Source organism: Brevibacillus gelatini (genome assembly GCF_050920745.1).
Classification (GTDB): domain Bacteria; phylum Bacillota; class Bacilli; order Brevibacillales; family Brevibacillaceae; genus Brevibacillus; species Brevibacillus gelatini.
This window is the reverse complement of record NZ_CP154342.1, coordinates 357,971-383,227: the sequence shown is the minus strand read 5'-3', so window position 1 is coordinate 383,227 and position 25,257 is coordinate 357,971. Positions and strand designations below refer to the sequence as shown.

The window sequence follows — 25,257 nt, the reverse complement described above, 5'->3', positions numbered from 1 at the left end:
ATCTTACCAGGTCCGGAATGGAGGCGAGCCTGGCGCTTGATGCTGAATCTGCTCCATGATCGGATAGCCGTAGGCCAGAACAATCAGGAAGGCGAGCAGCCCGATCCATACAGGCCAACGCTCCAAAATGCCTGGCACTGTCTGATTAGTCTCGGTTTCAGCAATTGGATACTCGGTGTTTCCTTTTGGTGCGTAGAATGTCAGGTACAGCAGGATGAGAATCAACAGAATCGCGGATACAAACAGCAGCCCTCCACCAAAGGCCATGACGCGTTGGTAATCCATCCAGCCAAGCGCGGTCGGATGATCCATGTATGTCGTGTAGTCTGTCCGGCGCGGTGCGCCTTGCAGCCCCATCGTATGCATGGCAAGCGACATCAGGAACATCCCTACCGACCAGAATACGGTTTGCACCATCGCCATGCGATTTGCCGTCTTGGTCAGCCTGCGTCCCGTCAAGGCTGGCACCAGCCAGAAGCTGACACCGAAGAAAGTGAGCGCAACAGCAGCACCGACTGTAATGTGGAAGTGTCCTGTTACCCAAATCGTATTGTGTACGACTGCATTGAGCTGGTTACTTGCGTTGATAATTCCGCCCGCACCACCAGGAATGAAGAACAGCATTCCCATAAACGGAGCGAAGAAGCGAGCGTCACTCCAAGGCAACTTCTTGAACCAGCCGAACAGTCCGCTGCCACCTTTTTTGCGGCCTGTTGTCTCGAAGACAGCAAACATCGAGAACGCCGTCATCAGCGACGGAATAACAACGATCAGCGTCAGAACGACGTGGATCATTTTCCACCCGGCGGAAATTCCCGGCTCCATCAATTGGTGGTGGAACCCAACCGGAATGGAGAACAGCAAGAAACAGATAAAAGAGAGACGGCTGAGCGAGTCACTGAAAACATGACCGCCAATAATGCGCGGAACGCATACATACCAGGCCATGTAAGCCGGCAGCAGCCAGAAATAAACGAGCGGGTGACCAAAAAACCAGAACAGCGTGCGGCTGAGCATGATGTTAATACTTGGTACCAGTCCGAGCGACCACGGAATGAGTTGGAACAGCACCTCAACCGCTACCGGAAGTGTCGCGATGATCCACAGAATATAAGTGGCGACAGACATGAAGACGAACAGCGGAGAGGTTTTCCCCGGATTTTCCCGTCTCCATTTGCGGTAGCTGGCAAAAACCCCGACGCCTGCCAGCCAACTGCCCACTACGAGCAAGGCCGCACCAATGTAGAAATAAGGCGATGCTTTCAATGGAGCATAGAAGGTGTACAGGACCGAAGCTTCATTCATCACAATTGTGACACCAGCCATCAACGTACCTGTCACCATGAGAATCCAGCCTACCCAACCAAGTTTCAGCGTCGTTCCGTGCAAGGAACCGCCTGTCGTTCGGGCTACACCGGAAAAGATAAACCCGACAATGAAAAACGTGGTAAAAATAAGTGCCATCAATACGCCATGAGCTGTCAAGATTTGATAGTAGTTCATCCAGCTTGGCAGTTCTATGATACCGCCGCGCACCATTCCCTGAAGCATACCTGCCAATGCAGCCAGCCCGAAGGCGATATACGCCACCCACACATACGCCAGACTAAGCTTTGCCGCTGACCGCTGTATTGGAACGTGGGGAATCGAATCGTCTATTTTTCGTGCGATTACCATAGGGTTCACCTACCTCTATTTCACAATAATCGTGGTTGCCATCACCTGATGGCCTGCGCCACAGTATTCGTTGCAAAGAATCAAATACTCGCCCGGTTTGTCAAACGTATAGCTGGCCGAGCTGATATGTCCCGGCAAGACCATGAAGTTGACATTTGTTTCCGGAATCTGGAATCCGTGAATCACGTCCGGACTTGTGACGTGGAAGTTGATCGTAGAGCCTGCTTCGACCTCCATCTTCGTCGGCGCGAAGCCAAAGGCAAACGCCGTCATGTAAGCGTCGTACTCCTTGTCTCCTACCTGCACTAGTCCCGGTTTATCAAAAGGAGGGGTTTCCATCACCTTTTCAGGGTCGATCATTTCCATACTGCTTGGCGGGGCCATTCCCATCGCAAACGCATTGACGCACAGCAACACGACAAACAGCGCCAGACCGCCTGCACCAAGCATCAGCCATATTTTTTCATAACGGTGCAAATGCATAAGTATCCTCCTTCTCTTCCTCTATTACGCCCGTTCCAGGAAAAGCCCGAATACACCCAGCCAACCGACGAGAATGATGCCCCCCACAATTAGCACAGCGGCAAACGTCCCCTTCAGTTCCTCTTGCTCTGGCTGCGTCTTTTTTTCTTTCGACTTTTTGCCTTGCTTTAATTTGTCGATTTGCGTCTCCATCGCACTTTTCTCCTTTCTGTGTGCCGCGCAGGCGCATCATATTTTTCACGCCTTCATTCTACTCCTGGAACCAGAAGGAAGTAATTCGGGGAAATCCCCTAAATTGGTCGGGGAAACTCCTGATTCTGCTCGGTTTGTGTCACATGTTCGACAAAAAAGCCGATTTCTGCAAGTGCAGAGATCGGCTTTCGTGGTTTGTAGTATTTTTATTGATATTTCAATTCGATTAATTTGCCCGTAGTTGCGTCGACAAAGCGGTAGCTGCCCTCTCTTTTTGGCTGGTAGACCAGCTTTGGCTCAGGTGCACGCTGATCTTCGTAGTGCTCCCAGTAATACACCAGCTCCAGCTCGACTTCCTTTTGGTACGTTTCTTTTGCTTCCTGGGCGCTAACCAGCTTTGTGGCAGCGGGCAAGACGATATCAGGATGGAGCGGATGGAGATTCAACTCTATAACGGCGCCTGTCACCAGATCGATCTCAACCTGGTAAAACTCATCCGATACGGGGATTCCGTTGCGTTTTCCCTCAAAATGGAAGGAAACCGTACGCCGCTCGTTCCTTGGTCTCAGCTTGCTCTTGTCCACCCAGGCCGGAATTGCTTTATCATCATACGCGAACGTGAACAGCGTCAGCTCGGTAACAGCCGGATCGAGGTATGGCTGCAACACGGCAAGCGCTTTTTTCTTCGCTTCTTCGACGCTGATTTTGTTCTTCTGCTCCTGTCCTTCCCGCAGATGCAGATGGAAGGCGATCAGACGGTCACTGGCTGCATCAGTGGTAAGCGAAATGGTATCAAAAGCATGGTCGTCTTTTTTTGAGAAATCCCATATATACGACTCAATCGTCTGTAATCCTCCTTGGAGATTGTCCTTGTGATCGTCGTATTCAAAAATAGCGCCGGCAACGTCGATGCCAAACTGGGACTTCAGCCATTGCTCGGCCTCTTTTTGCGAAGTGATTTTGACGGACTTTCCTTCGCCTTTTACCTGAACGTTCTCCTTGGCCTGCTGGGCTGGCTGGTCCAGCACCTCTCCTGTGAGGGCGTCGATTGTTCGCACCTCGTTTGGCTGGTAAGTTAGCATCGGCTTTTTCTCATTTACCTTGCCAGGCCCTGAATAGGAAAGCGGCTGCTCATCTACGTATTGCAGTTCCATTTTCAGCTTATCCTGATAAACCTGCTTTGCTTTTTCCAGCGGGATTGCCTGTTTCGGATCAGGCCATTTTGCCTCGTCAGGCAAGACTTGATTGTACGCATCATAACGGATTATGTGTCCGGCGTGGTCAACAGAAACCGAGAGTGCATGGTCCTCAACCGGAATCTGATTGATGAGCGTCTTGTAGTGGACAGTAGAGCGTGCCCATTCGAGCGTTGTACCTTTTTCGTCGCTCATCCCTGCTTTTCCCCTGGACATCAACTTGGACTGCTTGAATTGACTGACATCCTTCCCGATCATGCTGGCGAGAAACGCATCGGCCTTTTCGCGCGCCAGCTTTTCGTCCGGGTAGGCAGCAGATGCCCAGGCTGGATTTTGCACGTCCAGGTAAAGCAGTCGCCCTTTCTGGGAATCGATTACGATTCTTGCGGTAGTATAGGCAAAGCTGTTTTGCTCTGCTCCTGTTTCCGGCTCATCTGTCAGTATTACGTCCCAAACCGGATGCGAATAGTGAATGCTCTGTGTTCTCTCCGTTTTGCTTTTCATACGAAGCTTTTTCAATTCCGGAATGGCTTCCTTCAATTTGTCCAGCGTATTTTGCACCTCTTGGGAAAATTCCTTTTGCTGAGACTGCTGCTCCTGTGTACCATTTGCTGCGTTCGCTGGCACCGTCCATATTGGCGTTGCAGCGAGCAGGCAAGCTGCAACAACTGTCATGACAGACTGATTGATCTTCTTCATCTTGCCCTCCTGAACCTTGCATGAAAAATATTTTTACACTTACAAACAAAAAGACGCGAGGGATACCCAAAAAGTTACATATTTACCTCGTCTTTTACAAACAAAAAACACGCCCTCGCATCGCGAAAATGGCGTGTCAAAGCATGAAGCTATTCAAAATCAAGCCAGCCTTTTTTAATCGCATACCGTACCAGATCAGGCCGCGTGCGCAAATGCAGCTTTTCCATGATGTGCGCCTTGTGCGACTCGACGGTCTTCACGGACACGGTGAGCTGCTCGGCGATTTCCTTGTTGCTGAAGCCTTTGGCGATCAGCACGAGCACTTCTTTTTCCCGATCCGTCAAAATTTCGTACTTGGCCTGCTCCTCGCCGTTTTTGACCATCTGCAAAAATTCCTCGATCAGCGATTTGGTCGCTGACGGATACAAATAGGCCATGCCGTTGTTCACGGAGCGGATTGCGGAGATCAGGTCGAGATCGGGAGCGCTTTTCAAAATATAGCCGGCAGCTCCGGCCTGCAGTACGCGGAACAAGTATTCTTCATCGTCGTGCATGGTCAGGACGAGCACCTGAATGTCTGGCGCTGCTTCCTTCAGCCTCGCGGTAGCCGTCAGGCCGTTCTCCCCCGGCGGCATGCTCAAATCCATCAGCACCACGTCCGGGCGGATTTCCAGCGCTTTTTCGCAAGCCTCCTTGCCGTCAGCCGCATAGCCGACGACCTCCATGTCCTCCTGGGCATTGATTAGCATCCCCAGCCCGGACCGTACAATCGCGTGATCGTCAGCGATCAAGACGCGAATCGTCATCCAACTTCCCCTCCTCAGGCAACGGAATACGGACGATGACCGTCGTCCCTTCCTGGGGCGCCGAGCGAATATCGACCGTACCTCCGAGCAGTTGCGCCCGTTCCTTCATGCCGAACAAGCCAAGCCCCTTGCCGAAATTCAACGTCTTCTCCACCTCAAAGCCGATACCGTCGTCCACGATCGTTACAACCACTTCTTTTTCCCGATTCTCAAACACGATCCCGAGCTGGCTCGCCTGCGCGTACTTCGCCGTATTGGTCATGGCCTCCTGAACGATCCGGTACAGCGCTGTCTCCATCGGGGCGGAATACCGCCGCTTCTCTCCCTGCACATGCAGCTCGATCTGGAGGTGGAACGTTTTTTCCAGCCGCTTCATCAACGAACGCAAGGCAGGCAAAAGGCCCAGATCGTCGAGAGCGGACGGGCGCAGCTCCAGTGCCATACGCTTGACTTCCTCCATCGCCCGCGACGTCATGTTCACCAGCTCTGTCACATGCTGCATGACGGCTTCGCTCGGATTGCCTTGCCTGACCACATTCAGCCCTACCAAAATACTGTAAAGCGCCTGCCCTATGCCGTCGTGCAGTTCGCGGGCAATACGCTTGCGTTCCTCTTCCTGAGCCTGAATGGCAAAGTGGGTCAGCTTGTGCTGGTAACGCTCTTTTTCCACACGCTGCTGAGCCGACATGTCGCGCAAAATCAACACCAGCTTGCCACCTGTATCATCAGGCAATCGGGCGGAGCTGGCGGCTACGGGAAAATCACGACCGTCTTTTGTACGGAGCTTCATTTCAAAGGACGGCATCTGTACGCGTTTGAAAAAACAGTCCGTACAGCTCGTTTCCTCCATACAGGTTGCCATCCCCAGGCAAAGCTCGCAAATATGCTTTTCCCGGATCAGTTCGTCTTCGGTCCAACCCGTCATCTTCTCCAGCGCGGCATTGGCCCGGACGATCCGGCCCTCATGGTCGATCACCAGGATGGCGTCACTGACGTTGGCAAAGATGGACTGCATCAGGGATATGGCTTCATAGGATGTCCCCAGGTCTTCTCTCCACGTACTCATGCGCTCCTCCTTTGAGACAATCATCTAAGTGCTATTGTAGAGTTTACAGGGGCGGTTGTGTATCAGGGAATTCCCTTAACCTGCTTGACTGGCACGCTGAGGGCATTGACATTTTCTTATATTAGATTACCATCTAATTAGATTGTTGTTAAATGACGAGAAAGGAGCCTTCGTATGCCACATTCTCCTGCTTTTATCCCCTGCAGCAAGCGGCTGCATTTTTCGCCAGTCACTCCCGCAGATTTTGCCGAGCTGCTTGCTGTCTATAACTCGAACCCCGACTATATGGAGTACGCCTTCGGAAAACGCGCCGTCACTGTCCAGGAGATAGAAGCCGATCACCTGGAAAACCTCGCCCTCGAGGACTCCTACAGCATGGCGCTGCGCGAATCTGCCAACGGCAACATCATCGGGATTGCACAGTTTATTCTCTGCAATCCGCGGGACAAACAACCTTGGCTCGGGCTTATCATGCTGCACAGCGACTGTCAAGGCAAAGGCTACGCCAAAGAGTTCCTCGACTGCCTGATCGATTGGTACCGGGAAAACGGCTATACGTCCCTGCACCTTGCCGTCCTCGCCAAAAACAGCAAGGTCGTCCCGTTTTATGAAAAGTACGGCTTCACTGCCTACGAGGAACGGGAGCATGAGCGACTTGGCCGGGTCATTTGCATGGCATACGCTTTTTGAACGAAAACTGCCGAGATTGCCCTGATTGCCGGGCTGTGCAGCCTGTGACCTACCCCGAAACAAAAAAGGCACTCCGGTCGCTGCCGTTCCGCTCTTGAGCATTCGCATGGGACGATTGATTTTTGACAGAAAAACCGGGACAGCAGTGCCATCCCGGTTCCTTTCACTTTTGCTTGAAGAGGCTTTTTGTATTAGCAGGTCAGCCTGGGTGTTTTCCGGTTGACCTGTTTTATTCGGCTTCGGTGATTTCCACGACGATTTTCTCCGCCACACCGATTGGCGGCAGGCTGCGCGTCAGTTTTGGCCCGTAGAATGCGAACACATTCATGCCAGCCTTCAGGTCTTCCGGCTTGAGGGCCTTGTTGTCTTTGGCATTGACGATGCTGGTCTTGTCGTTGATAATCAGCGCCACTTTTTCCGGAGAGGTCGCTGTCAGGCCGCGGCCCTCTACAACCATCTTGTAGGTGCCTTGCTGGTCAGGCTCGATGCTTGTTACTTTTCCGGTTGTCCCGATGACTTCCGCAGATTCCAGGCTGCTCTTGACAACGATGCTGAGCGCGCCTGTCTGCGGCGGCATGCTCATCGTCATCATTTGCTGGTGTGTCGCTTCCACTTCCATGCCCAGCTTCAAGTCTTCCGGCTTCAGCTCTTTGCCGGAAGCGTCAGTCATTTTGGTTTCCGCGCTGATGTGCAGGATGATTCCCGTCTCGTATCCATTCAAGGCAATCGAGATTTTGCCATCGTCTTTTTTGTTGATTGCCGTGATCGTGCCCGTACGCACTGGCGCTTTTTCTGCCTCTTCGTCCACAACCGTCACCGCACTGTCTGTCACATGGACTTCTGCTTGCAGGATTTCATCCACGAAAGCGACCGGAACATAGGTGCTGCCATTTACGAGAAGCGGCTTTGCTCCGAGTGTCTTGTACATTTTCGCAAACGGGTAGCGATCCTCTCCAGCTTTGACGTAGCTCGCGATCGCGCCTTTTTGCACCTCCGCTGCCTTCAGCTCGTTGTTCCAGCTTACTTTGTACCCAAGGGATTCCGCTACAGGGCGCAGCGGGACCAAAACAGTTTGTTGTCCTTTATCAAAAATCGCAGCTTGCTCAATCGCGCTTCCGTTTACATTGACCGACAGTTCTTTTACCGGTTGGGAGGCAGCCGATACGATATTCGTTCCCAGCACGGCCAAAGCCGCCAATGTCATCATGCCTGTACGAATTGTTTTCATGTTGTGTTCCTCCAATGCTTGTATTTCACTTGTTGCGTGTTTCTATTCATTGGACGGAGGAGTTTTGGATACGTTTCAACAAATTTTTTCGGGTAGGGTTAAATTGATTGGTTAGATAATATTACTATATTTATATAAATTTGTAAGAGAGGCGAAAAAATGGAGACATTCCTCCATGTTTTATTAGGCATTATGATATTATGGCTTGGAATCTATGGTTTACTCCATTTAGAAACAATTGTGCAAGGCTTTGGCGACTCTGTAAAAAAAAGAAGCACGATGGGGTACGTCACACCTCACGACTGGAATAAAAGAATTTTCCGAACTGTATTCATTTTCTTGATGATCTTCGGTGTTTTATTTGGTTTTGTCGGACTGAAAAATATACTCTAAACATGACGGATTCGCTCAAATCAGAGGCCAAGAGGTTTCATTATCAACGAGGATGCCAGACGCGGTTTCCTCTTGGTCCCGGCAATGCAAATTAGGAAAAGGAAGCGATTAGTGTGAAAAAAACACAAGCTGTTATTCTGGCAACCTCTTTGCTTGGTTTGGGGCTTACTGGTTTTTATGCCGTGAAAAGTCATGCAGAAGAAACTCCCAAAATGGAAGCAACACAATCAGCGACAATAGCTGAACCAGTTACAGCCGAGCAGCAGACGGAATTAGTTCCAGCGGTCATGGATGCAAAGACCCTTCAAGCAAAAATGCTCAATGCCATTGACAATTACCAAAATGTTAGCGGCTCCTATCGGGTAATTCTCGCTCCGCTTGGAGTCGATGAAACGGTAGAGTTTGAGGTTCAACAAGGAAACAATCCCCGCAGCCATGTAAAGGTGCTGAATAATACGAAAGCAGAACTCATCAAAGAAACGGCATTTGATGGAGAGTTTTATTGGGACGTTAAACATAACCGAAAAACGTACAAGAAGACCAAGGTCAGTAAAGCAAATGAACCAACTGCGTTTAACAAAAATGAACCTCGAACGTATAAAAATGAACAAGGAGAAAAAGTATTTGTCAAAAGACCTGACCCGGCCTTCTCCGCAAGCGCGAAAGATGTCGTGTTTCCCCAAGACTATGCATTCTGGCTGACTCCTGACAACCATGAAATTGTGGGCACAGAAAAACTGCTTAACCGCACTGTAGCTATGGTGAAAGGCAAGCACGAAGATCGTATTTTAGCAGAAAAGCATCAAGCTACACACTTTACGATGTGGGTCGATACCGAAACGGGGGTGTTACTAAAATTAGAAGAAACCAATGACAAAAATGAAGTGACAAACAGCATAGAAGTGCTTTCCATTGAGTTTGATAAAGAAGCGAAAAAGGCTACCTTTGCATTACCTGAATCCTTCCAAAATAGTACACCCTCATTTGAACAAACCAAGTTTAAACAAACAACGGAATCTGCAAAATAACACGAGCAAAGGGCGGCCAAATTGCCGCCCCTCTTCCATTACGGCTGGTGAATCATCTGCTCATTCCTCGGCATCGGTACATCCGGCTTCCCGGCCGGGTTGTTGTACAAGTAGCTCGGCACCTTGCCTACGATCAATGCCTCGCTGATCGGTATTTGCGTCGTGACCGTTTGCTGCTTGGTCGCAAACGGGATGACTACGCGCAAGTCGACCTCGACGTAAATGTAGACGGTGACGAGCACCATGTTGATGCCAGCCTGCTTCAGCCCCGTTTCCAGGCGGGTCTTCACGGCGCCGATCGGCACGAACGAGACGGGAATTTCCGGGCCGAAATGTTCCAGAAACACGTTTTTGGTAGCCAGGCCGAGCGGAATCGTCGTCTGGACGTGCTCCTGCTCGAACTCTTTCAGCCGATTTTGAATGCGGGCGGTCGTCTCCCCTACGATTCGCGAATACTCGCGGAAATTGAAATTGACCGCTTTGATGCTGCCTTCCTCGTCTTTTTCCATCATTACGATCTCGTTGAAATCCACGCCTTGCTGCGTCAAACGCTTCGTAACCGCATCCGTAATGGCGAGCTTTGCCACCTGATCGGCCTTCGATTGGGCGATCAGCATCAAGGTTGGCTCAATCCGTTTTTCCACGATGATGAACAGGATCAACAAGCATACGACGCCAACCAAAAACATAGCGAAGATGCGTCTGCCGCGCCGTTTCCAGCCTCCTTTTCGAAAACGCACAGTTGCTTCCTCTCCCTCGTTTCGCTGTACACAGCAAGCTCAGCTTTCAATCAGGACGTACCGTGCGCATGGCAGAACGCTTTTCCCTGCCTGCCTGTGACCGACCGCTGGCGAGAACGCCGCCGATCCCGGCCACGAACGTAGGGACACCAGATGTGACGAGAATCAGCGCCCAGTCGCGAAGGGACAAATCTGTCGTTTTGAAAATCGGCTGGAGAGCGTCGATGTACACGACCCCAATCACCAGCACCAAAGACGAAATGACAGCCCAGACGAGATATTTGTTTTCAAACACGTTGCGGTGAAACACACTGTACTGGCTTCGGCAGTCGAACACGTGGATCAGCTGGGCCATGACTAATGTGACGAAGGCGACGGTCTGGGCGTGAACGAGATCGTTTGGATTTTCGCGCAGCGTCATCCAGAAAGCGAGCAAGGTCATCGCGCCGATCAAAAAGCCGCGGCTGATGATCTTCCAGCCCAGGCCCCGCCCAAAAATATTTTCTGCCTTGTTGCGCGGGCGCTGATACATCGTGTCAGCCTCAGCCTGATCGACCCCAAGCGCCATGGCAGGCAAGCCGTCTGTCACCAGGTTGACCCACAAAATCTGAATGGGCACGAGCGGCAGCGGCAAGCCGAGCAGCATCGCAAAAAACATGACGAGAATCTCGCCTACGTTGGACGCGAGCAAATAGCGAATAAATTTGCGGATGTTGTCGTATATGTTGCGCCCTTCCTCGACGGCGGCGACAATCGTGGCGAAGTTGTCGTCGCGCAGAACCAAATCGGCGGCTTCCTTCGTCACATCTGTTCCGGTTATCCCCATCGCGATGCCGATGTCCGACGTTTTGATCGCCGGGGCATCGTTGACACCGTCGCCTGTCATCGCCACGACGTGTCCTCTGCTTTGCAGGGCCCGCACAATCCGCAGCTTATGTTCGGGAGACACCCGCGCGTAGACGGTCACGCGCTCGGCGTGCTCGGCCAGTTCCTCGTCAGACATCCCGTCCAGCTCGCGCCCCTCCAGCACCTCGCCGTAGCCGCGCATCATCCCGATCTGCCGGGCAATCGCTTCCGCCGTCACCTTGTGGTCGCCCGTAATCATCACGGTCTTGATTCCGGCCTGATGGCACAGGTTGATCGCGGAGCGAACCTCTTCGCGCGGCGGGTCGATCATCCCGACCAGCCCGACGAAGACGAGATTGTTTTCCAGCGTACCGATTGGCTGCCCGGGGCGATAACCTTGCAGCGTTTTGTAGGCGAAGCCGAGAACCCGCAGTGCTTGGCCCGCCATCAGCTCTGTCTGCTCCAGCACCCGATGGCGCAGCGAAGCCGTCAGCGGCTGCAGTTGGCCGCCCCAGAGAATGTGCGTGGACCGCGCCAGCACCGCCTCTGCCGCGCCTTTGGTCAACAGGGAGTGAACGCCGTCTGCGCCTTTTTCGACGACAGACATCATTTTGCGGTCGGAATCAAAAGGCAGCTCTTCGACGCGCACCGACTGCTGTTTCGGGTTGCTCCGCTCTCCGGCATGGCCTGTCGCTTTTGCCGCCAGCACCTTCAATGCTCCCTCTGTCGGATCGCCGACGATCTGCCAATGCCGTGTTGTTTTGCCCATGCCAAGCAAGTTGCGTGTGCCTTGTTCCTCGCAGATCAGGCGGGCATTGTTGCAGCGGTCTGCGATGCGAATGATTTGCGTGAGCGCTCCGTCACGGGTAGGAGACACCATTTTTCCCTGATAGTGAAAAGCTCCCTCCGGAACGTAGCCACTTCCGGTGACTTCATAGGTGGAGTCGCTGTGCCAGACATGCGTAACCGTCATTTTGTTCTGGGTGAGGGTACCTGTCTTGTCGGAGCAGATGACCGAAGCGCAGCCAAGCGTCTCGACCGACGGCAGCTTGCGCACGATCGCATTGCGCCGGATCATCCGCTGCACGCCGAGCGCCAGCGCGACGGTGACAATCGCTGGCAAGCCTTCCGGGATGGCCGCTACCGCGAGGCTGACCCCTGCCAAAAACATCGTGAACAGCTCATGTCCGTGCCAAACCCCGGCGACGATCACGACAATCGTCAACAGCAACGCGACGACCACGAGAATTTTGCCCATTTGCTCCAGACGCGCTTGCAGCGGCGTTTCCGCTTCTTCCGCTGCGTTCATCATGTGGGCGATCTTCCCGATTTCCGTCTCCATCCCTGTCGCCACGACGATGCCGCTGCCTGTTCCGCCCGTCACCATCGTCCCCATGAAGGCGAGGTTTTTCTGATCGCCCAAAGGAACCGTCGAGGCTTGGGCCGTGTCCAATTTTTTGACGTTTTTGGCGACAGGGACAGATTCGCCTGTCAGCGCCGACTCTTCTATCTCCAGCCGATTGGCGGTCAAAAGCCGCATGTCTGCCGGAACCCGGTCCCCCGCTTCGAGCACCACCAGGTCGCCCGGCACGAGACGGGAAGCGGGAATCATGGAGATTTGCCCCTCGCGAATGACCCGGGCCATCGGGGATGCCAGCTCTTTTAGCGCTTGCAGGGATCGCTCAGCCTTGGCCTCCTGAATGAACCCGAGTATGCCGTTAATGATGATGATCGCAATAATCGTAATCGCATCCAGATACTCCCCCAGAAAGTAGGAAATCAGCGTGGCGATGAACAGGATGAGCACCATAAAATCTTTGAACTGGTCAAGAAAGACCGTGTAGAGCGGCTTGCGTTTGTTCTCAGCCAACTGGTTGGCCCCATGCTTGGCCAGTCTCCGTTCCGCCTCCTGCTGGGTCAGTCCCTGCGCCGCATCGCTATGAAGGGCTTCGGTCACGTCGGCTGCTGCCAACGTGTACCATTTTCGAATTGGCTGTGTATCCACCTGCATCTCCTCCATCCACTTCTCACTCATTGCCATGTGTATGCAGACGAGCCGGAAAATAAAACAGGAGCTGTCCAAAGCGACAGCGTAAGCGGATTTTTGGACGCAAAAAAAATCGCCACATTCTGCAGAATGGCAGTTTTCACACACCGCCATCTGAAGAAAGGGCGATTCTCCGATCAGGACGCAGTATGCGCCTGAACCAATCCCTTTTGCAACATCACGAGCACTCCTTGCCGTTCACCGCAGGAGGCTTCTTCGTCCATTAATCGTGAACCGACTCCAGCACCTTGCCCAGTGCTTCCATCGCTTCCGCTGCTTGTCCTCCGGAGATTTCCAGCGTGATTTGATCTCCCTTGGCTGCTCCCAGCGTCATCAGGCCCATGATGCTTTTGCCGTTGATTTTCTTGGTGCCTTTGATGACGTTCACGTCGCACGGAAAAGAGGTCGCTTTCTCCACGAACAATCTGGCCGGACGGGCGTGGATGCCGCTCGGATTTTGAATGGTGAATGTTTTGGTCAACATGATGTCCAACTCCTTTTACTCTGCTATGTCTTTTTTCAGCAATTTTATCATCAGGGCTGTCACAATGACACCCGCAACAATCGAAACGAGGTACAGCGGCCAGTTGCCGACAACCGGAAGAACGAACAAACCGCCATGCGGAGCCGGCAATGTGCACCCGAACAGCATCGACAAGCCGCCGGCCACGGCAGAGCCGACCATGATGGAAGGAATGATGCGCGTAGGATCAGCCGCCGCAAACGGGATCGCTCCTTCCGTGATGAAGGAAGCCCCCAGAACGTAAGCGGTTTTTCCTGCTTGCCGCTCTTCGTCCGTAAATTTCTTTTTGAACAGGGTAGTGGCCAAGGCAATGCCGAGCGGCGGAGTCATGCCAGCCGCCATAATGGCTGCGTGCGGGCCGTAGTTCCCTTCGGTAATCATCGCAATTCCAAATGTAAAGGCCGCCTTGTTGACGGGTCCTCCCATGTCAAAGGCCATCATCGCGCCCAAAATGATACCAAGGATAACCGCATTTCCCGTCCCCATGTTTTTCAGCCAGTTGCCAAGCGCCGTGTTGGCTGCTGCGACGGGATCGGAGACAATATAGACCATGATAAAGCCTGTAATCAAAATACCCAGCAGCGGGTACAACAGCATCGGTTTGATCCCTTCCAGCGATTGCGGCAGTCCGGCAAACAGCTTTTTCAGCCCAAGCACGACATATCCGGCCAAAAAGCCAGCGATAATTCCGCCAAGGAAGCCGGAGCCCGATGTAGTAGCGAGCAGGCCGCCCACCATACCGGGCGCAAAACCAGGTCGATCCGCGATACTGGACGCGATAAACCCTGCCAGTACAGGAATCATCAGTTGAAATGCCGTATTTCCCCCGATGTCCATCAATACTTTGGCCAGCGGATGGAAGGACGGGTCGTTCGGGTCAAACGCCTTGATTCCGAACAAAAAGCTGAGCGCGATAATAATCCCGCCGCCCACGACAAACGGCAGCATGTTGGACACGCCATTCATCAAGTGACGGTAAAAGGCTGGCTGTTTGGACTTTTTCGCGTCCTTGCCTTCCTGAATCTTTTCCTGATAGCTGCTCGCGCCCCCGCGATAGACGCTGCCCTGCTGTTTGACGGCGCGCTGCAGCAGGTCTTCGGCATTGCGGATACCTTCGGCGACCGGAACCTGGATGACAACCTTTCCGGCGAACCGCTCCATCTCCACCTGGCGGTCAGCGGCCACGATGACAGCAGCAGCTTCTTCAATATCCTGCGGCGTCAGCTCGTTTTTCACTCCGCCAGAACCGTTCGTCTCCACCTTGAGCGAAATCCCCAGCTCCGCCGCCTTTTTCTTCAAGGAATCGGCAGCCATGTAGGTATGAGCGATACCAGTCGGGCAAGCTGTTACGGCGACGACTTTGGCGGACACATGCTGCTGGTCGGCCGCCACGTCCGCGGTAACGCTTTCATCTTCGCGCTGGAGTTCTTTTTCCTTGCTCGTGATAACCGCAAGCACCTGCTCCTTCGTCTCTGCTTTCATCAGCTCCTGGCGAAACGACTCGTCCATGAGCATTTCGGAGAGCTGTGCCAGCGTCGCCAGATGAGCCTGGTTGGCATCTTCGGTTGCCGCGATCATAAAGAACAGATGCGCTTTTTGTTGATCGAGGGATTCGAATTCCACGCCCTCTTTGGAAAAACCGTAGGCGATGCTGGGCGTCTTGACCGCAGCAGTCTTGGCATGCGGGATGGCGATTCCCTCGCCAATTCCCGTAGAGCCTTGAGCCTCGCGGGCGAGAATGGCCTGCTTCATGCCAGCCTTGTCATTCAAACGTCCCGCTTTGTCGAGTTGCTCGATCAACTCATCCAGCACAGCTTCTTTTGTGGTAGCCGACAAATGAACGATAATCGTGTCTGATTTCAGCAAATCAGCAATGCGAATCTGATTGTTCATGGGTGTAAACCCCCCTTCACGAAATGACGGAAATGGTAACGTCCTGCATAAAAGCTTCTATTTTTTCAAGTGTGCAAAAACCTTCCGACAAGGCCGTCGTACTTCCGGCCGCTACGGCAAAACGAAACGCCGCTTCGTTATTCATCCCGCGTGTGAGCGCGTAGAGAAATCCTGCGACCATCGAGTCCCCGGCGCCGATTGAATTGATTGGTTTGCGCTGGGGAATCTGGGCGGTATAAGCCTCATTTTGGTTGACAAAGACCGCTCCTTGACCAGCCATGGAGACGATGACGTTTTGCGCGCCCATTTGCAGCGCTTTTCGCCCCCACTCAATCGCTTCGGCAGGAGTGGCAATCGTCACGCCGTACAATTCGCCCAGTTCATGGTGATTCGGCTTGATGAGAAACGGCTCTTCCGCCAACCCGTTTTTCAGGGCCTGTCCTTTGGCGTCGAGGAAAATGCGTACTCCCTTGCCGCGCAGCCGCTGCATCATCATCTGGTAGATGTCGGCGGGCAAGCTCTTCGGAACGCTTCCGGCGAGGACGAGGTAATCGCCGCTTTGCAAACGGTCGATCTGGGCAAAAAGGCGCTCCAGCGCTTCTTCCGGAACAGGGGGAGAAACCCCGCTAATATCCGTCTCGTTCTCAGCCTTGATTTTTACGTTGATCCGCGAATCGTGCTGGATCTGGATAAACTGATGAGCAATACCGGCTTGCTCGATCTGTTGTTGTATGAATACTCCCGTAAACCCACCGACGAATCCAAGAGCCGTACTATCTTCACCGAGAGCGCGGAGCACTTTCGAGACGTTGATCCCTTTTCCGCCTGCAACCTTCCACTCTTTTTGCGCCTCGTGAATCGTTCCTTGCGACAGGGCAGACAGCCAGATGTGATAGTCAATCGATGGGTTCAGGGTTACTGTGTAAATCATGCTTTCACCACTTTAAGAGTTGTTATTCTGCTGTACACTTGTTGTTCCTCCGGGCTAATACCGTTATCCGTGATGAGCGTAATTCCGTGCAGGTCGCTCACCTTGGCAAACGTGACGCGCGAAAACTTGTCGGAGTCGCACAATACAAAGCTTTCATCCGAGAACTGCAGCGCCAACTGCTTGACGTACGCTTCATCGGGGTCCGGTGTAGTCAGACCGTGGTTTTGGTCGATCGCATTCATGCCGAGAAAGCATTTGTCAAAGCGATATTGGCTGAGCGACTTGATCGCGTCTCGCCCGACGAGCGACAATGTAGCCGCTTTCAATTCACCTCCCAGAAGAATGGTTCGGATGTGGCGCTTAATCAGGTGGAGGGCTATATCCACCCCATTCGTCACGACCATGATGTTCTCGGGCAAATACGGAAGCATCTGATACGTCGTGGTGCCCGCATCGATAAAAATCGAATCGCGGTCGTTTACCAGGCTGGCAGCGTATTTGGCAATCGCTGTCTTTTCCCGCTCGCGCTTGACCGACTTTTCCAGAATTGTCGGCTCCTCGATTTTGCTCTGCAGCACAGACGCTCCACCGTGGACACGCTTGAGCAGGCGTTGTTCTTCCAATTCACTCAAATCCCGTCGAATCGTTGACTCGGACGCTCCTGTAGCCTCGACAAGTTCATGGATGCGCACAAAATCTTTTTCTTTTACAAGCCCGATAATCAACTGATGACGTTCTGGAGTTAGCATGATACCCTCCCTTCTGGCAGTGCCATCGGATTGATTTTGATTATACACGCACATTCAATCAAAAACAATCGTAAATAGTCATAATCAATCAGAATTTCTGTCAAAATTGGTCATACTTCCGCGAAACAAACGGGAGACGTTGAATAAATCGCATGTTCCGGCCAGCAAAAAAACCGCGACCAGCATTCTCCACCCTGGTTCGCGGCTTCCTTTTTTTCATCCACATGATACTTGTCTTGTACGGCAAGCTTACAGCTCAAAGCGCTCGGCAATCTGGTGAATCTTCACCGATGTATCGTGAAGTCGTCTGGCTTGATCGGCTACCTGCTCGGTTGCGTTTAGCTGAGCCTCGCCGGCTGCGGCCGCCTCCTTCGCTGAGACAGAAAAGCTTTGCGAGATGTGCATGACCTTCTCGATATTTTGCTCGGCCTCGTCGACATCGCGCAGCACTTCGCCCATGACTTCCGCATTGCGCGCCGTATGAGCGGCAGAGAGGGCTGATTTTTCGGACAGGACGTGCACGATTGCTTGCAGTTCCTGCATGAGTGCCAGTCCGCTTTGCACCTCCTGGCGTTCTTCCTGGACGACTTGCACGGTCTGATAAGACTTCCTGGTAATCGCACCGGCGACGTCCATAATGTGGGAAGCAGCTTCGTCTGCCCGGCTCGCCAGCTTGCGCACCTCATCTGCGACGACGGCAAATCCCCGTCCTTCCGCCCCCGCTCGCGCAGCTTCAATCGCTGCATTCAGCGCCAGCATGTTTGTCTGTTCGGCGATTTCCCGAATTTCGCGGATCATCTGCTCAATCCCGGCAGCCTGCTGTTTTAGCTCCTGCATCGAGGTTTCTGTCGTATGGCTTGCCTGCTCGATACGTTGCATTTGCATGTGCAAGTGGCTCGTTTTGACGCTCCACTCCCTGGCGGCCAGCTCTGCTTCCTGGGTCAGCGTACTCGTCTCTTTCAATTCGCTCCCGGCCTTGCGAATCAGCGTCGTAATCTTTTTTAAAACCGCTTCTGTATCTTCAACCAGACTTGCCTGCTCCAGCGCTCCGCTGTGTACCTGCTGCAGCCCGGCAGAAAGCTGCTCGGAAGCGCTTAGCAGCTCCTGAACCATCGCGTCCTGCTTTGTACTGATCTCTCTGGTTGCCTGCGCCGTCTGCCGCAGCTCCGTCAAAATGCCATGCATGCCAATAATCATTTTGTTGAGTTCAAACGACATTTGCCCCCATTCGTCCCGCCGCGCCGTCTGCACTCTCGCTTTCAGCTTGCCTGATGAAATGGCTTTCGTGACCCTCATCCAGTCGCGCCAGTTGTGGCGAAAATTGCGCTGGGTCAACAGCCCGATCCAGACGGCGAGCACGATGCCTATCGCTACCGCCGCTCCTTCTGTCCAGGGCGACTGAGCCAGCCACAGACCGACTGTTGCGAAGCAAACAGGAACGACGAAGGCCCCCACCAGCTTCCAGCCATAGGACAAAGCTGGTACGACCACGCCCAGGCGCAGACTGTAAGCGTGCTCTCCCCTTACCCGAATCGGCACAGAGGTGTCCAGCAAAAGCTCCCCGGTGTTGCGGTGGTACATTTGTGCCAACGGTTCATTGGTTCGCGCGGCGCGTAACCCGACTTCATCGTTGAACAATGTGCCTTCGCGCAATCGGTTCGTGTGAATGATCCCAAGACCCTCCCGCGTGACGAGAACCATATATTCGTCTCCTTCCAGCATCTCGTCCAGCTTTTGTCTGATTTTCGCGCTATTGTCCTGGAACGTCCCTTCCTGCAAGAGCGCTTCGATTTCTTTTGCGGCTTGCTGCACCTTTCGCAACGACCTTTGCTTCAGCTTTTGACTCGCTTTCACAACCCCACCCACTCCATTATCCAGAATAGTAAGTATTGTTATAATTATCCAATTACTCCTACTCTCCTTTCTGTCGTTTGGCATTTATTCGAAAAATGCCGCTTCGGTCCAGGCGGCACAAAACCAAAACGTCCGCCTGTGCGGGACGCAAGCAGCGCTGCCCCGCACAGGCGGACTACAGGTTACAGGGATAGTTATTTCAAGCTTTTGGCTAACCCGATGCAAATGAGCAAAATCGGCGGCAGCCAGGTCAGACGGGCAAGCCACCGCGTTTTTCCCGCGCGCCGTCCGATCGCAAGCCCCACTGCAAGTAAGAGCGCGCTCATCACCGCGATGCACAGGGCGACGACGAGTGGCGAGTAGCCCAAAAATGTCAGACTGATCCCCGCTCCAAACGCGTCCAAAGACAGCGCCAGCCCCAGCATGACCGCTTCCCAGCCCATAATATGTCCCGAGCGATCCGCATCGGCTTTTGAAGGGTCTTTCAAAATCTGAATCATGACGCCGAAGATGCGAAATTGGGTCAACACTGTGCGATCCAGCTCCACCTGCGCTTCTTTGGCTGACACAGCCGCCTCTCTGCCAGCAGCCGTCTGCGCGTCTGCCTGGCTCGCCAGCATACCGGACTGTACAGGCAGCGGATCCGGCAGATCGGGCGCCTTTTCCCGCTCCTGGCGCGAAGAAAAAAGCCGCCAGAGCGTAAACAAGCCCATGAAAATCAAGACGGCCGCGCCAATATACTTGCCAATCTCAGGCGTCAGCCAATCCGTCAGCGAAGCACCCACGAGCATGACACCATATACAACAGCAAACGAACATCCAGATACGACGACCAGCGACAAAAAGGGCATTTTCATGTTGCGCAAACCATACGTCAATCCAACGCTGACACTGTCCATGCTGATGGCCAGGGAAACGAGCAGGAGTGCGAGCCATCCGCTCATATATGGTCACCTCTTTCCCATTGCCTATTAGATATACGCAAAAAGGGCTTTTCGCGTGCAACCATACAAGGGAGCGGCTCATGCCCGAAGCGCTCCGCGTTTTGCGAAAAGTCCGCGAGTGGACGGGCGACCCGGGAGATGACGCCCGCTTTCGCCGGATTGCTGCAAAAAAGCCACCGCCTGCCGTCGTCCAGCAAGCAATGGCTTTCTTTCCTGTATGCATATGAAGAGTGCCTTTTCCAGTTAATCGTCAAATCCGCCAAAGTCGAAGTCGAAGTCAAAATCTGTCTCATCGCCCTCTCCGCCATCATCGAAGGCCATTTCCTCAACGGACGACATCATCTCGCCAAGCAGCATGCCACCCAGCAGCCCGGCTGCCACGCCCCCGATCATGCCGCCCATGCCGCTGCCGTGGTGGCCGTGATGACCGTAATGCCCCTGGCGGTAGGAAGCGAGCGACACGTACGGAATCGCTTGCGGGTTGTTTGCAAACTCGCGAATTTTCTCCAGCAGATAACGGGACAGTTCTTCCTCTTGTCCGTCTGCGAGCAATGGCTGCGGAACCACGATCTCGGCCTTGTATTCCTTCTCGCGGCGCATAAAGCCTGTAGCCAAATCCAGCTCTACCAGCATGCGCAGCTCGTCTGGCGCGGTAAAAAAGACCACTTCCAGCTCATTGAGCGGAATGCCCAGGTTGGCTGCCGGGAAAAAGGAGAACTCTTGCCCGTATGGTGTCAGCTTGCCGGAATCCGGCTTCTGGCGCAGGTTCAGGCGGTCAAACGCACGGAGTACGCGCTCCACTGGCTCCGGCGGCAAAACCTCGACGCGGTCAAAATCGGTCGGGTCGAGTGCCATTTCCACATCAAGTCTGGTTTGCAGCGCGTACTGGACCGCTGGCGTCGACACAGCCAGTTCAGGCGGCATCTCAAACGAAAACGGAATCTCCTGCACGAACGGCTTTGGCTGTACCGTAAAGTTGCGGCTGATCGGATAAACCTGCACCTGCCTGGTTACTTCCTGCCCGCGCAGATTCACTCTCATCAGCAGGACAGCGCTCAGCTCGGAAATGCGCTGCTCCACATTGCCGCCCTCGATCCGCACGACACCCGTCATCGTCTCTCCCAGTCGGTAGCCAGGGGCGTCCAGCTTGAGATCAACCGTTGCCGCTCCTACCCCGAATTTTGCCATCAGCTTTTTGAACATCGGCTTCTCCTCCACATATAAGCAATACCTTATGTTTTTAGTGTAGCAGAAAAAACGCCTGTCATGCGAGGGGCTAATCCGCGAGCGAACAAATGCACCGATCTGACCGCCTGCTCATGGTTCGTATTCCGAACCAGATGTACCTCCTGAACACAGAATGGAAAAACCGCTTGGCTCGTAACGGGATACACATGCAAAACGCCCCCGCCCGAACTCACCGTCCAGACAGGGGCTTGACGTACTGACAGCTATTCAACCACGTCGTATCCTTGCTCTTCAATCGCTTCCTTGATCGCTTCCAGCGTCAGGGTGCTTTCGTTGTAGGAAACCTCGACTGTTTTGGCGGCGAGGTTGACTTTGCCCTCTGCGCCAAGCTCCTTCAACGTTTTTTCCACGGTGTTCACGCAATGGTTGCAAGACATGCCTTCTACATTCAATGTTACGTTTTTCATTCTCAATCTCTCCTTATGGTTTTAAGTGTATAGGGATGCGGCCGAAGCCGCCTGTTACCGTTTTGCATTACAGCTTTACGCGCTGCAGTCGCAGGGCGTTGAGCACGACGGAGACGGAGCTGAACGCCATTGCCGCTCCGGCGAGCCATGGGGCGAGGAAGCCCAGGGCGGCAAACGGGATGCCCAATGTGTTGTAGGCGAAAGCCCAGAACAGGTTTTGCTTGATGTTGCGAATGGTGCGCTTGCTCATTTCGATGGCATCGGCGACACTGGTCAGCTCACCGCGCATCAGCGTAATATCTGCCGCTTCCATCGCCACATCTGTCCCGGTTCCGATTGCCATGCCGATGTCAGCCGTAGCAAGCGCCGGGGCATCGTTGATTCCGTCGCCGACCATGGCGACCTTTTTGCCTTGGGCTTGCAGCTTTTTCACTTCGGTGGCCTTGCCTTCGGGCAGGACTTCGGCGATGACGTGCCCGATTCCTGCCTCGCGGGCGATGGCTTCCGCAGTTTGGCGGTTGTCGCCCGTCATCATGATGACGGTCAGCCCCATTGCTTTCAGCCGCTCAACCGCTTGCTTCGAGGTCGGCTTGATCGTATCGGCCACGGCGATCAGCCCGACCAGCTTGCCGTCTACGGCAGCAAGCATCGCTGTTTTTCCCGCCTGTTCCAGCGAGAGCATGACATCTGCTACCGCCTGATATGATACGTGCTGCTGCTCCAGCAGACGGCGGGTGCCGACCAGCACGTCCTTGCCCGCAACGGTGGCCCGAATGCCAAAGCCGGGGATCGCTTCAAACGAGCTGGGTTCGGAAAGCACCACGCCTTTTTCTGCAATCCCGCGAACAATCGCCTGGGCCAGCGGATGCTCGGAGTTTTTCTCCGCAGCCCCCACCAGTGCGAGCAATTCGCGTTCGGCAAAATCAACGGGGATGACATCTGTCAGCTCAGGCTCCCCTTTGGTGACGGTCCCCGTCTTGTCGAGGACAATCGTGTCCAGATGGTGCGCCGTTTCCAGATGCTCTCCGCCCTTGAACAGGATACCCAGCTCAGCCGCGCGTCCGGAGCCAGCCATGATCGAGGTTGGGGTAGCCAGGCCAAGCGCACACGGGCAAGCGATCACCAGTACGGCAATAGCCTTTTCCAGCGCTTCGGCGAAGTTGCCGGGCATGACAGCGAAATACCAGATGAGAAAAGTCACAACGGCCACCCCGACGACGATGGGAACGAAGATTCCGGAAATGCTGTCGGCCAGCCGTTGAATCGGCGCCTTTGTCCCTTGCGCCTCTTCCACAACCTTGATAATTTGCGCGAGAGCCGTTTCTTTGCCGACTTTGGTCGCGGTAACTTTCAGGAAGCCGTTTTTGTTCAAGGTCGCCCCGATCACCGTATCGCCCGCCGTTTTGTCTACCGGGATGCTTTCTCCCGTCAGCATCGACTCATCCACAGCCGACTGGCCTTCCAGCACAATGCCGTCGACAGGCACTTTTTCGCCGGGCTTTACATGCACGACGTCTCCGGGCTGTACTTCCTCGACGGGGATCGTCATTTCCACGCCATCGCGGACGACGACAGCCGTTTTGGCTTGCAGGCCCATCAGCTTGCGGATCGCTTCCGAGGAACGTCCCTTTGCCTTCGCCTCGAACAGCTTGCCCAGCAAGATCAGCGTAATCAGCACCGCGCTTGTTTCAAAATACAGTTCCAGCATATGCGCACCGGAACCGATGGAGGAAATCGCCACGTACAGGCTGTAAAAGTAGGCAGCCGAAGTCCCCAGCGCAACAAGCACATCCATGTTGGCACTTTTGTTGCGCAGCGCTTTGTACGCCCCGACGTAAAACTGCGCCCCGATGATGAACTGCACAGGTGTCGCCAGAGCGAGCTGCACCCACGGATTCATCAAAGCGTCCGGCAACCAGATAAACGAGGTGAAGGAAAAGTGGCTGACCATCGCCCAGAGCAGCGGCAGTGACAAGATCAGCGAGATCAGGAACTTTTGCGTCTGCCGCCTGATCTCTGCCATCCGGCGATCAACCTGCTCCTCTTCCTTGCCTTCTTCCTTGCGCGCCGCCTGGTACCCAAGCTTTTCCACCTGACGAACCAGATCCGCCACACTCACCTGTGAAGCATCGTATTCGACCGTGGCCGTTTCCATGGCGAGATTTACATTCGCCTTCAGGACGCCGGGCATTTTGTTCAGGCCTTTCTCGATGCGAGTCGAGCAGGCTGCACACGTCATGCCCGTGATGTTCAGTTCCACCTTGTCTGCGGGGACACCATAGCCAAGCGCTTCAATTTTCGAGCGAATATCGTCGAGACTCGTTTTCCCCGGATCGAAGACGACCGTCGATTTTTCCAAGGCCAGATTCACATTGGCGGTCTCAACACCATCGAGCTTTTTCAAGCCTTTTTCAATACGGAGCGCGCAGGCCGCACACGTCATCCCGGAAATCGGCACGGTAGCTTCTGCCGTTTTGGTATTCATACCAATTCCTCCAGATACCCATATGGGGTATATTTTATCGTATTGTTTCCCTGTAGTCCCTTTTTATCACATCTCCAATATACAATACCCCCATAGGGTATATCAAGCGGTTTTGCAAAAATTTTTCCCGCACCTCGATTGTTCCCCAAAAAAACAACGTAAAAACCCCCGATGGATACCACCGAGGGTTGTCTGTTCAAAGCTTATTTTCCTTCGTTCACTACTTGCTGGTACGCTGCTGCCACCTTTGCCGCTACTTCCGCATTGTGGCGCACCAGCGCGATGTTCGTCTGCAAACTTTTGCCTGCTGTCAGTTGCTTCACTTTGTCGAGCAAGAATGGCGTTACGTTTTTCCCTGTAATGTTGTTTTCCTTCGCTTCGCTGAGCGCTTGCTGAATGACCCCCTCAATCTGCTTGTGGTCAAGCGCATCCGCTTCCGGCACAGGGTTGGCGATAATCAGGCCGCCGTTCAGTCCCAGATTCCACTTGGTGTTCATCAGCGTGCCGACTTCTTCCGGCGTATCCAGACGGAAGTCTACGCCAAAGCCGCTTTCGCGGGCGAAGAAGGACGGGAACTCGGAAGTGCGGTAGCCGACAACCGGAACCCCTTGTGTCTCCAGGTATTCCAGCGTGCGTCCGATGTCGAGGATCGATTTCGCCCCCGCGCACACAACCGCGACGTTCGTTTTTGCCAGCTCTGTCAGGTCTGCGGATACGTCCCAGGTGATTTCGCCTTCCCGGTGTACCCCGCCGATGCCGCCAGTCGCAAACACGCGGATGCCCGCCAGGTTTGCTGCGATCATCGTAGCTGCAACCGTCGTCGCACCGATTTTTCCGCTAGCCAAAATGTATGGGAAGTCGCGGCGGCTCACTTTTTCTACCGACTTGTTGGTCGCAAACTCTTCCAGCTCGCTCTCGCTCAAGCCGATCTTGATTTTGCCGTTCATGATCCCGATGGTCGCAGGCACTGCACCGTTGTCGCGGATGATTTGCTCGACTTCTTTGGCCATCTCGATGTTTTGCGGATACGGCATGCCGTGGGAGATAATCGTCGTCTCCAGGGCAACGATCGGCAAATGATTCTCCAGGGCGTGGCGTACTTCCTCCGTAAAGGTCAAGTATTGTTTCATCA

At 53.8% G+C, this 25,257-nt stretch carries 21 protein-coding genes; 2 read left to right on the top strand and 19 right to left on the bottom strand.

Annotated elements, in window-relative coordinates:
- Positions 1-3: 3 nt before the first annotated feature.
- From AAFJ72_RS02125 to AAFJ72_RS02100, 6 genes are all read right to left on the bottom strand, one after another.
- Positions 4-1,677: a b(o/a)3-type cytochrome-c oxidase subunit 1 gene (locus AAFJ72_RS02125; RefSeq protein ID WP_432775893.1), complete on the bottom strand. Its 1,674-nt coding sequence runs from the start codon at positions 1,675-1,677 to the stop codon at positions 4-6.
- Between the two features lie 15 nt (positions 1,678-1,692).
- Positions 1,693-2,160 (bottom strand): cytochrome c oxidase subunit II, encoded by a 468-nt coding sequence (locus AAFJ72_RS02120; RefSeq protein ID WP_122903224.1) that lies wholly within the window; start codon positions 2,158-2,160, stop codon positions 1,693-1,695.
- A 24-nt stretch (positions 2,161-2,184) separates the two neighbouring features.
- The gene (locus tag AAFJ72_RS02115; RefSeq protein ID WP_122903223.1) at positions 2,185-2,352 is read right to left on the bottom strand and encodes a cytochrome c oxidase subunit 2A; all 168 of its coding nucleotides are present in this window, start codon (positions 2,350-2,352) and stop codon (positions 2,185-2,187) included.
- Positions 2,353-2,558: 206 nt separating this feature from the next.
- Complete coding sequence (locus tag AAFJ72_RS02110; protein ID WP_432775892.1) at positions 2,559-4,247, bottom strand: YcdB/YcdC domain-containing protein; 1,689 nt, start codon at positions 4,245-4,247, stop codon at positions 2,559-2,561.
- A 149-nt stretch (positions 4,248-4,396) separates the two neighbouring features.
- The gene (locus AAFJ72_RS02105; RefSeq protein ID WP_122903220.1) at positions 4,397-5,053 is read right to left on the bottom strand and encodes a response regulator transcription factor; all 657 of its coding nucleotides are present in this window, start codon (positions 5,051-5,053) and stop codon (positions 4,397-4,399) included.
- Positions 5,028-6,119 (bottom strand): ATP-binding protein, encoded by a 1,092-nt coding sequence (locus AAFJ72_RS02100; protein WP_432775891.1) that lies wholly within the window; start codon positions 6,117-6,119, stop codon positions 5,028-5,030. Before AAFJ72_RS02100 ends, AAFJ72_RS02105 begins: the two co-directional genes overlap by 26 nt.
- Positions 6,120-6,293: 174 nt before the next feature.
- Here AAFJ72_RS02100 and AAFJ72_RS02095 point away from each other — a divergent pair, with 174 nt between their 5' ends.
- Complete coding sequence (locus tag AAFJ72_RS02095; RefSeq protein WP_432775890.1) at positions 6,294-6,809, top strand: N-acetyltransferase family protein; 516 nt, start codon at positions 6,294-6,296, stop codon at positions 6,807-6,809.
- A gap of 229 nt (positions 6,810-7,038) precedes the next feature.
- Here the strand turns inward: AAFJ72_RS02095 and AAFJ72_RS02090 are convergent, their stop codons facing one another.
- On the bottom strand, positions 7,039-8,037 hold the full coding sequence (locus tag AAFJ72_RS02090) for a copper amine oxidase N-terminal domain-containing protein (RefSeq protein WP_432775889.1): 999 nt from the start codon (positions 8,035-8,037) through the stop codon (positions 7,039-7,041).
- Between the two features lie 506 nt (positions 8,038-8,543).
- On the opposite strand from AAFJ72_RS02090, the gene AAFJ72_RS02085 reads away from it, so the two are divergent.
- Entirely contained in the window at positions 8,544-9,458 is a 915-nt protein-coding gene (locus AAFJ72_RS02085) for a hypothetical protein (RefSeq protein WP_432775888.1), read from the top strand.
- Positions 9,459-9,496: 38 nt separating this feature from the next.
- On the opposite strand, the gene yunB is transcribed toward AAFJ72_RS02085, so the two are convergent.
- From yunB to AAFJ72_RS02025, 12 genes are all read right to left on the bottom strand, one after another.
- Positions 9,497-10,198, bottom strand: a complete 702-nt coding sequence (gene yunB, locus AAFJ72_RS02080) for a sporulation protein YunB (protein ID WP_432775887.1) — start codon at positions 10,196-10,198, stop codon at positions 9,497-9,499.
- 46 nt (positions 10,199-10,244) lie between these two features.
- Complete coding sequence (locus AAFJ72_RS02075; RefSeq protein WP_432775886.1) at positions 10,245-13,049, bottom strand: calcium-translocating P-type ATPase, SERCA-type; 2,805 nt, start codon at positions 13,047-13,049, stop codon at positions 10,245-10,247.
- 265 nt (positions 13,050-13,314) lie between these two features.
- Positions 13,315-13,575, bottom strand: a complete 261-nt coding sequence (locus tag AAFJ72_RS02070; RefSeq protein WP_122903211.1) for an HPr family phosphocarrier protein — start codon at positions 13,573-13,575, stop codon at positions 13,315-13,317.
- A 15-nt stretch (positions 13,576-13,590) separates the two neighbouring features.
- Complete coding sequence (locus AAFJ72_RS02065; protein ID WP_432775885.1) at positions 13,591-15,507, bottom strand: PTS fructose transporter subunit IIABC; 1,917 nt, start codon at positions 15,505-15,507, stop codon at positions 13,591-13,593.
- A 16-nt stretch (positions 15,508-15,523) separates the two neighbouring features.
- Positions 15,524-16,438 (bottom strand): 1-phosphofructokinase, encoded by a 915-nt coding sequence (gene pfkB, locus AAFJ72_RS02060; protein ID WP_432775884.1) that lies wholly within the window; start codon positions 16,436-16,438, stop codon positions 15,524-15,526.
- Positions 16,435-17,187 carry a DeoR/GlpR family DNA-binding transcription regulator gene (locus AAFJ72_RS02055; RefSeq protein WP_432775883.1) on the bottom strand — a complete coding sequence of 251 codons (753 nt, stop codon included), beginning with the start codon at positions 17,185-17,187 and terminating at the stop codon, positions 16,435-16,437. Before AAFJ72_RS02055 ends, pfkB begins: the two co-directional genes overlap by 4 nt.
- 249 nt (positions 17,188-17,436) lie before the next feature.
- A complete protein-coding gene (locus AAFJ72_RS02050; protein ID WP_432775882.1) occupies positions 17,437-19,041 on the bottom strand; it encodes a methyl-accepting chemotaxis protein in 1,605 nt (534 codons plus the stop codon).
- A gap of 194 nt (positions 19,042-19,235) precedes the next feature.
- On the bottom strand, positions 19,236-19,985 hold the full coding sequence (locus tag AAFJ72_RS02045; protein ID WP_432775881.1) for an MntP/YtaF family protein: 750 nt from the start codon (positions 19,983-19,985) through the stop codon (positions 19,236-19,238).
- A 243-nt stretch (positions 19,986-20,228) separates the two neighbouring features.
- Positions 20,229-21,188 carry a sporulation protein gene (locus AAFJ72_RS02040; RefSeq protein WP_432775880.1) on the bottom strand — a complete coding sequence of 320 codons (960 nt, stop codon included), beginning with the start codon at positions 21,186-21,188 and terminating at the stop codon, positions 20,229-20,231.
- A gap of 248 nt (positions 21,189-21,436) precedes the next feature.
- Complete coding sequence (locus AAFJ72_RS02035) at positions 21,437-21,640, bottom strand: copper ion binding protein (protein ID WP_122903204.1); 204 nt, start codon at positions 21,638-21,640, stop codon at positions 21,437-21,439.
- 67 nt (positions 21,641-21,707) lie between these two features.
- The gene (locus tag AAFJ72_RS02030; protein WP_432775879.1) at positions 21,708-24,125 is read right to left on the bottom strand and encodes a heavy metal translocating P-type ATPase; all 2,418 of its coding nucleotides are present in this window, start codon (positions 24,123-24,125) and stop codon (positions 21,708-21,710) included.
- A gap of 203 nt (positions 24,126-24,328) precedes the next feature.
- The gene (locus AAFJ72_RS02025) at positions 24,329-25,255 is read right to left on the bottom strand and encodes a pseudouridine-5'-phosphate glycosidase (protein WP_432775878.1); all 927 of its coding nucleotides are present in this window, start codon (positions 25,253-25,255) and stop codon (positions 24,329-24,331) included.
- Between the last annotated feature and the right edge of the window lie 2 nt (positions 25,256-25,257).

Excerpts from the sequence above, each read along its gene's own strand:
- AAFJ72_RS02100 (WP_432775891.1), bottom strand. The coding sequence starts at position 6,119 with ATGAGTACGTGGAGAGAAGACCTGGGGACATCCTATGAAGCCATATCC.
- AAFJ72_RS02035 (WP_122903204.1), bottom strand. The coding sequence starts at position 21,640 with ATGAAAAACGTAACATTGAATGTAGAAGGCATGTCTTGCAACCATTGC.
- AAFJ72_RS02095 (WP_432775890.1), top strand. The coding sequence starts at position 6,294 with ATGCCACATTCTCCTGCTTTTATCCCCTGCAGCAAGCGGCTGCATTTT.
- AAFJ72_RS02115 (WP_122903223.1), bottom strand. The coding sequence starts at position 2,352 with ATGGAGACGCAAATCGACAAATTAAAGCAAGGCAAAAAGTCGAAAGAA.
- AAFJ72_RS02125 (WP_432775893.1), bottom strand. The coding sequence starts at position 1,677 with ATGGTAATCGCACGAAAAATAGACGATTCGATTCCCCACGTTCCAATA.
- AAFJ72_RS02065 (WP_432775885.1), bottom strand. The coding sequence starts at position 15,507 with ATGAACAATCAGATTCGCATTGCTGATTTGCTGAAATCAGACACGATT.
- AAFJ72_RS02120 (WP_122903224.1), bottom strand. The coding sequence starts at position 2,160 with ATGCATTTGCACCGTTATGAAAAAATATGGCTGATGCTTGGTGCAGGC.
- AAFJ72_RS02110 (WP_432775892.1), bottom strand. The coding sequence starts at position 4,247 with ATGAAGAAGATCAATCAGTCTGTCATGACAGTTGTTGCAGCTTGCCTG.
- AAFJ72_RS02090 (WP_432775889.1), bottom strand. The coding sequence starts at position 8,037 with ATGAAAACAATTCGTACAGGCATGATGACATTGGCGGCTTTGGCCGTG.
- AAFJ72_RS02040 (WP_432775880.1), bottom strand. The coding sequence starts at position 21,188 with ATGTTCAAAAAGCTGATGGCAAAATTCGGGGTAGGAGCGGCAACGGTT.
- AAFJ72_RS02045 (WP_432775881.1), bottom strand. The coding sequence starts at position 19,985 with ATGAGCGGATGGCTCGCACTCCTGCTCGTTTCCCTGGCCATCAGCATG.
- pfkB (WP_432775884.1), bottom strand. The coding sequence starts at position 16,438 with ATGATTTACACAGTAACCCTGAACCCATCGATTGACTATCACATCTGG.
- AAFJ72_RS02025 (WP_432775878.1), bottom strand. The coding sequence starts at position 25,255 with ATGAAACAATACTTGACCTTTACGGAGGAAGTACGCCACGCCCTGGAG.
- AAFJ72_RS02055 (WP_432775883.1), bottom strand. The coding sequence starts at position 17,187 with ATGCTAACTCCAGAACGTCATCAGTTGATTATCGGGCTTGTAAAAGAA.
- AAFJ72_RS02105 (WP_122903220.1), bottom strand. The coding sequence starts at position 5,053 with ATGACGATTCGCGTCTTGATCGCTGACGATCACGCGATTGTACGGTCC.
- AAFJ72_RS02030 (WP_432775879.1), bottom strand. The coding sequence starts at position 24,125 with ATGAATACCAAAACGGCAGAAGCTACCGTGCCGATTTCCGGGATGACG.
- AAFJ72_RS02070 (WP_122903211.1), bottom strand. The coding sequence starts at position 13,575 with ATGTTGACCAAAACATTCACCATTCAAAATCCGAGCGGCATCCACGCC.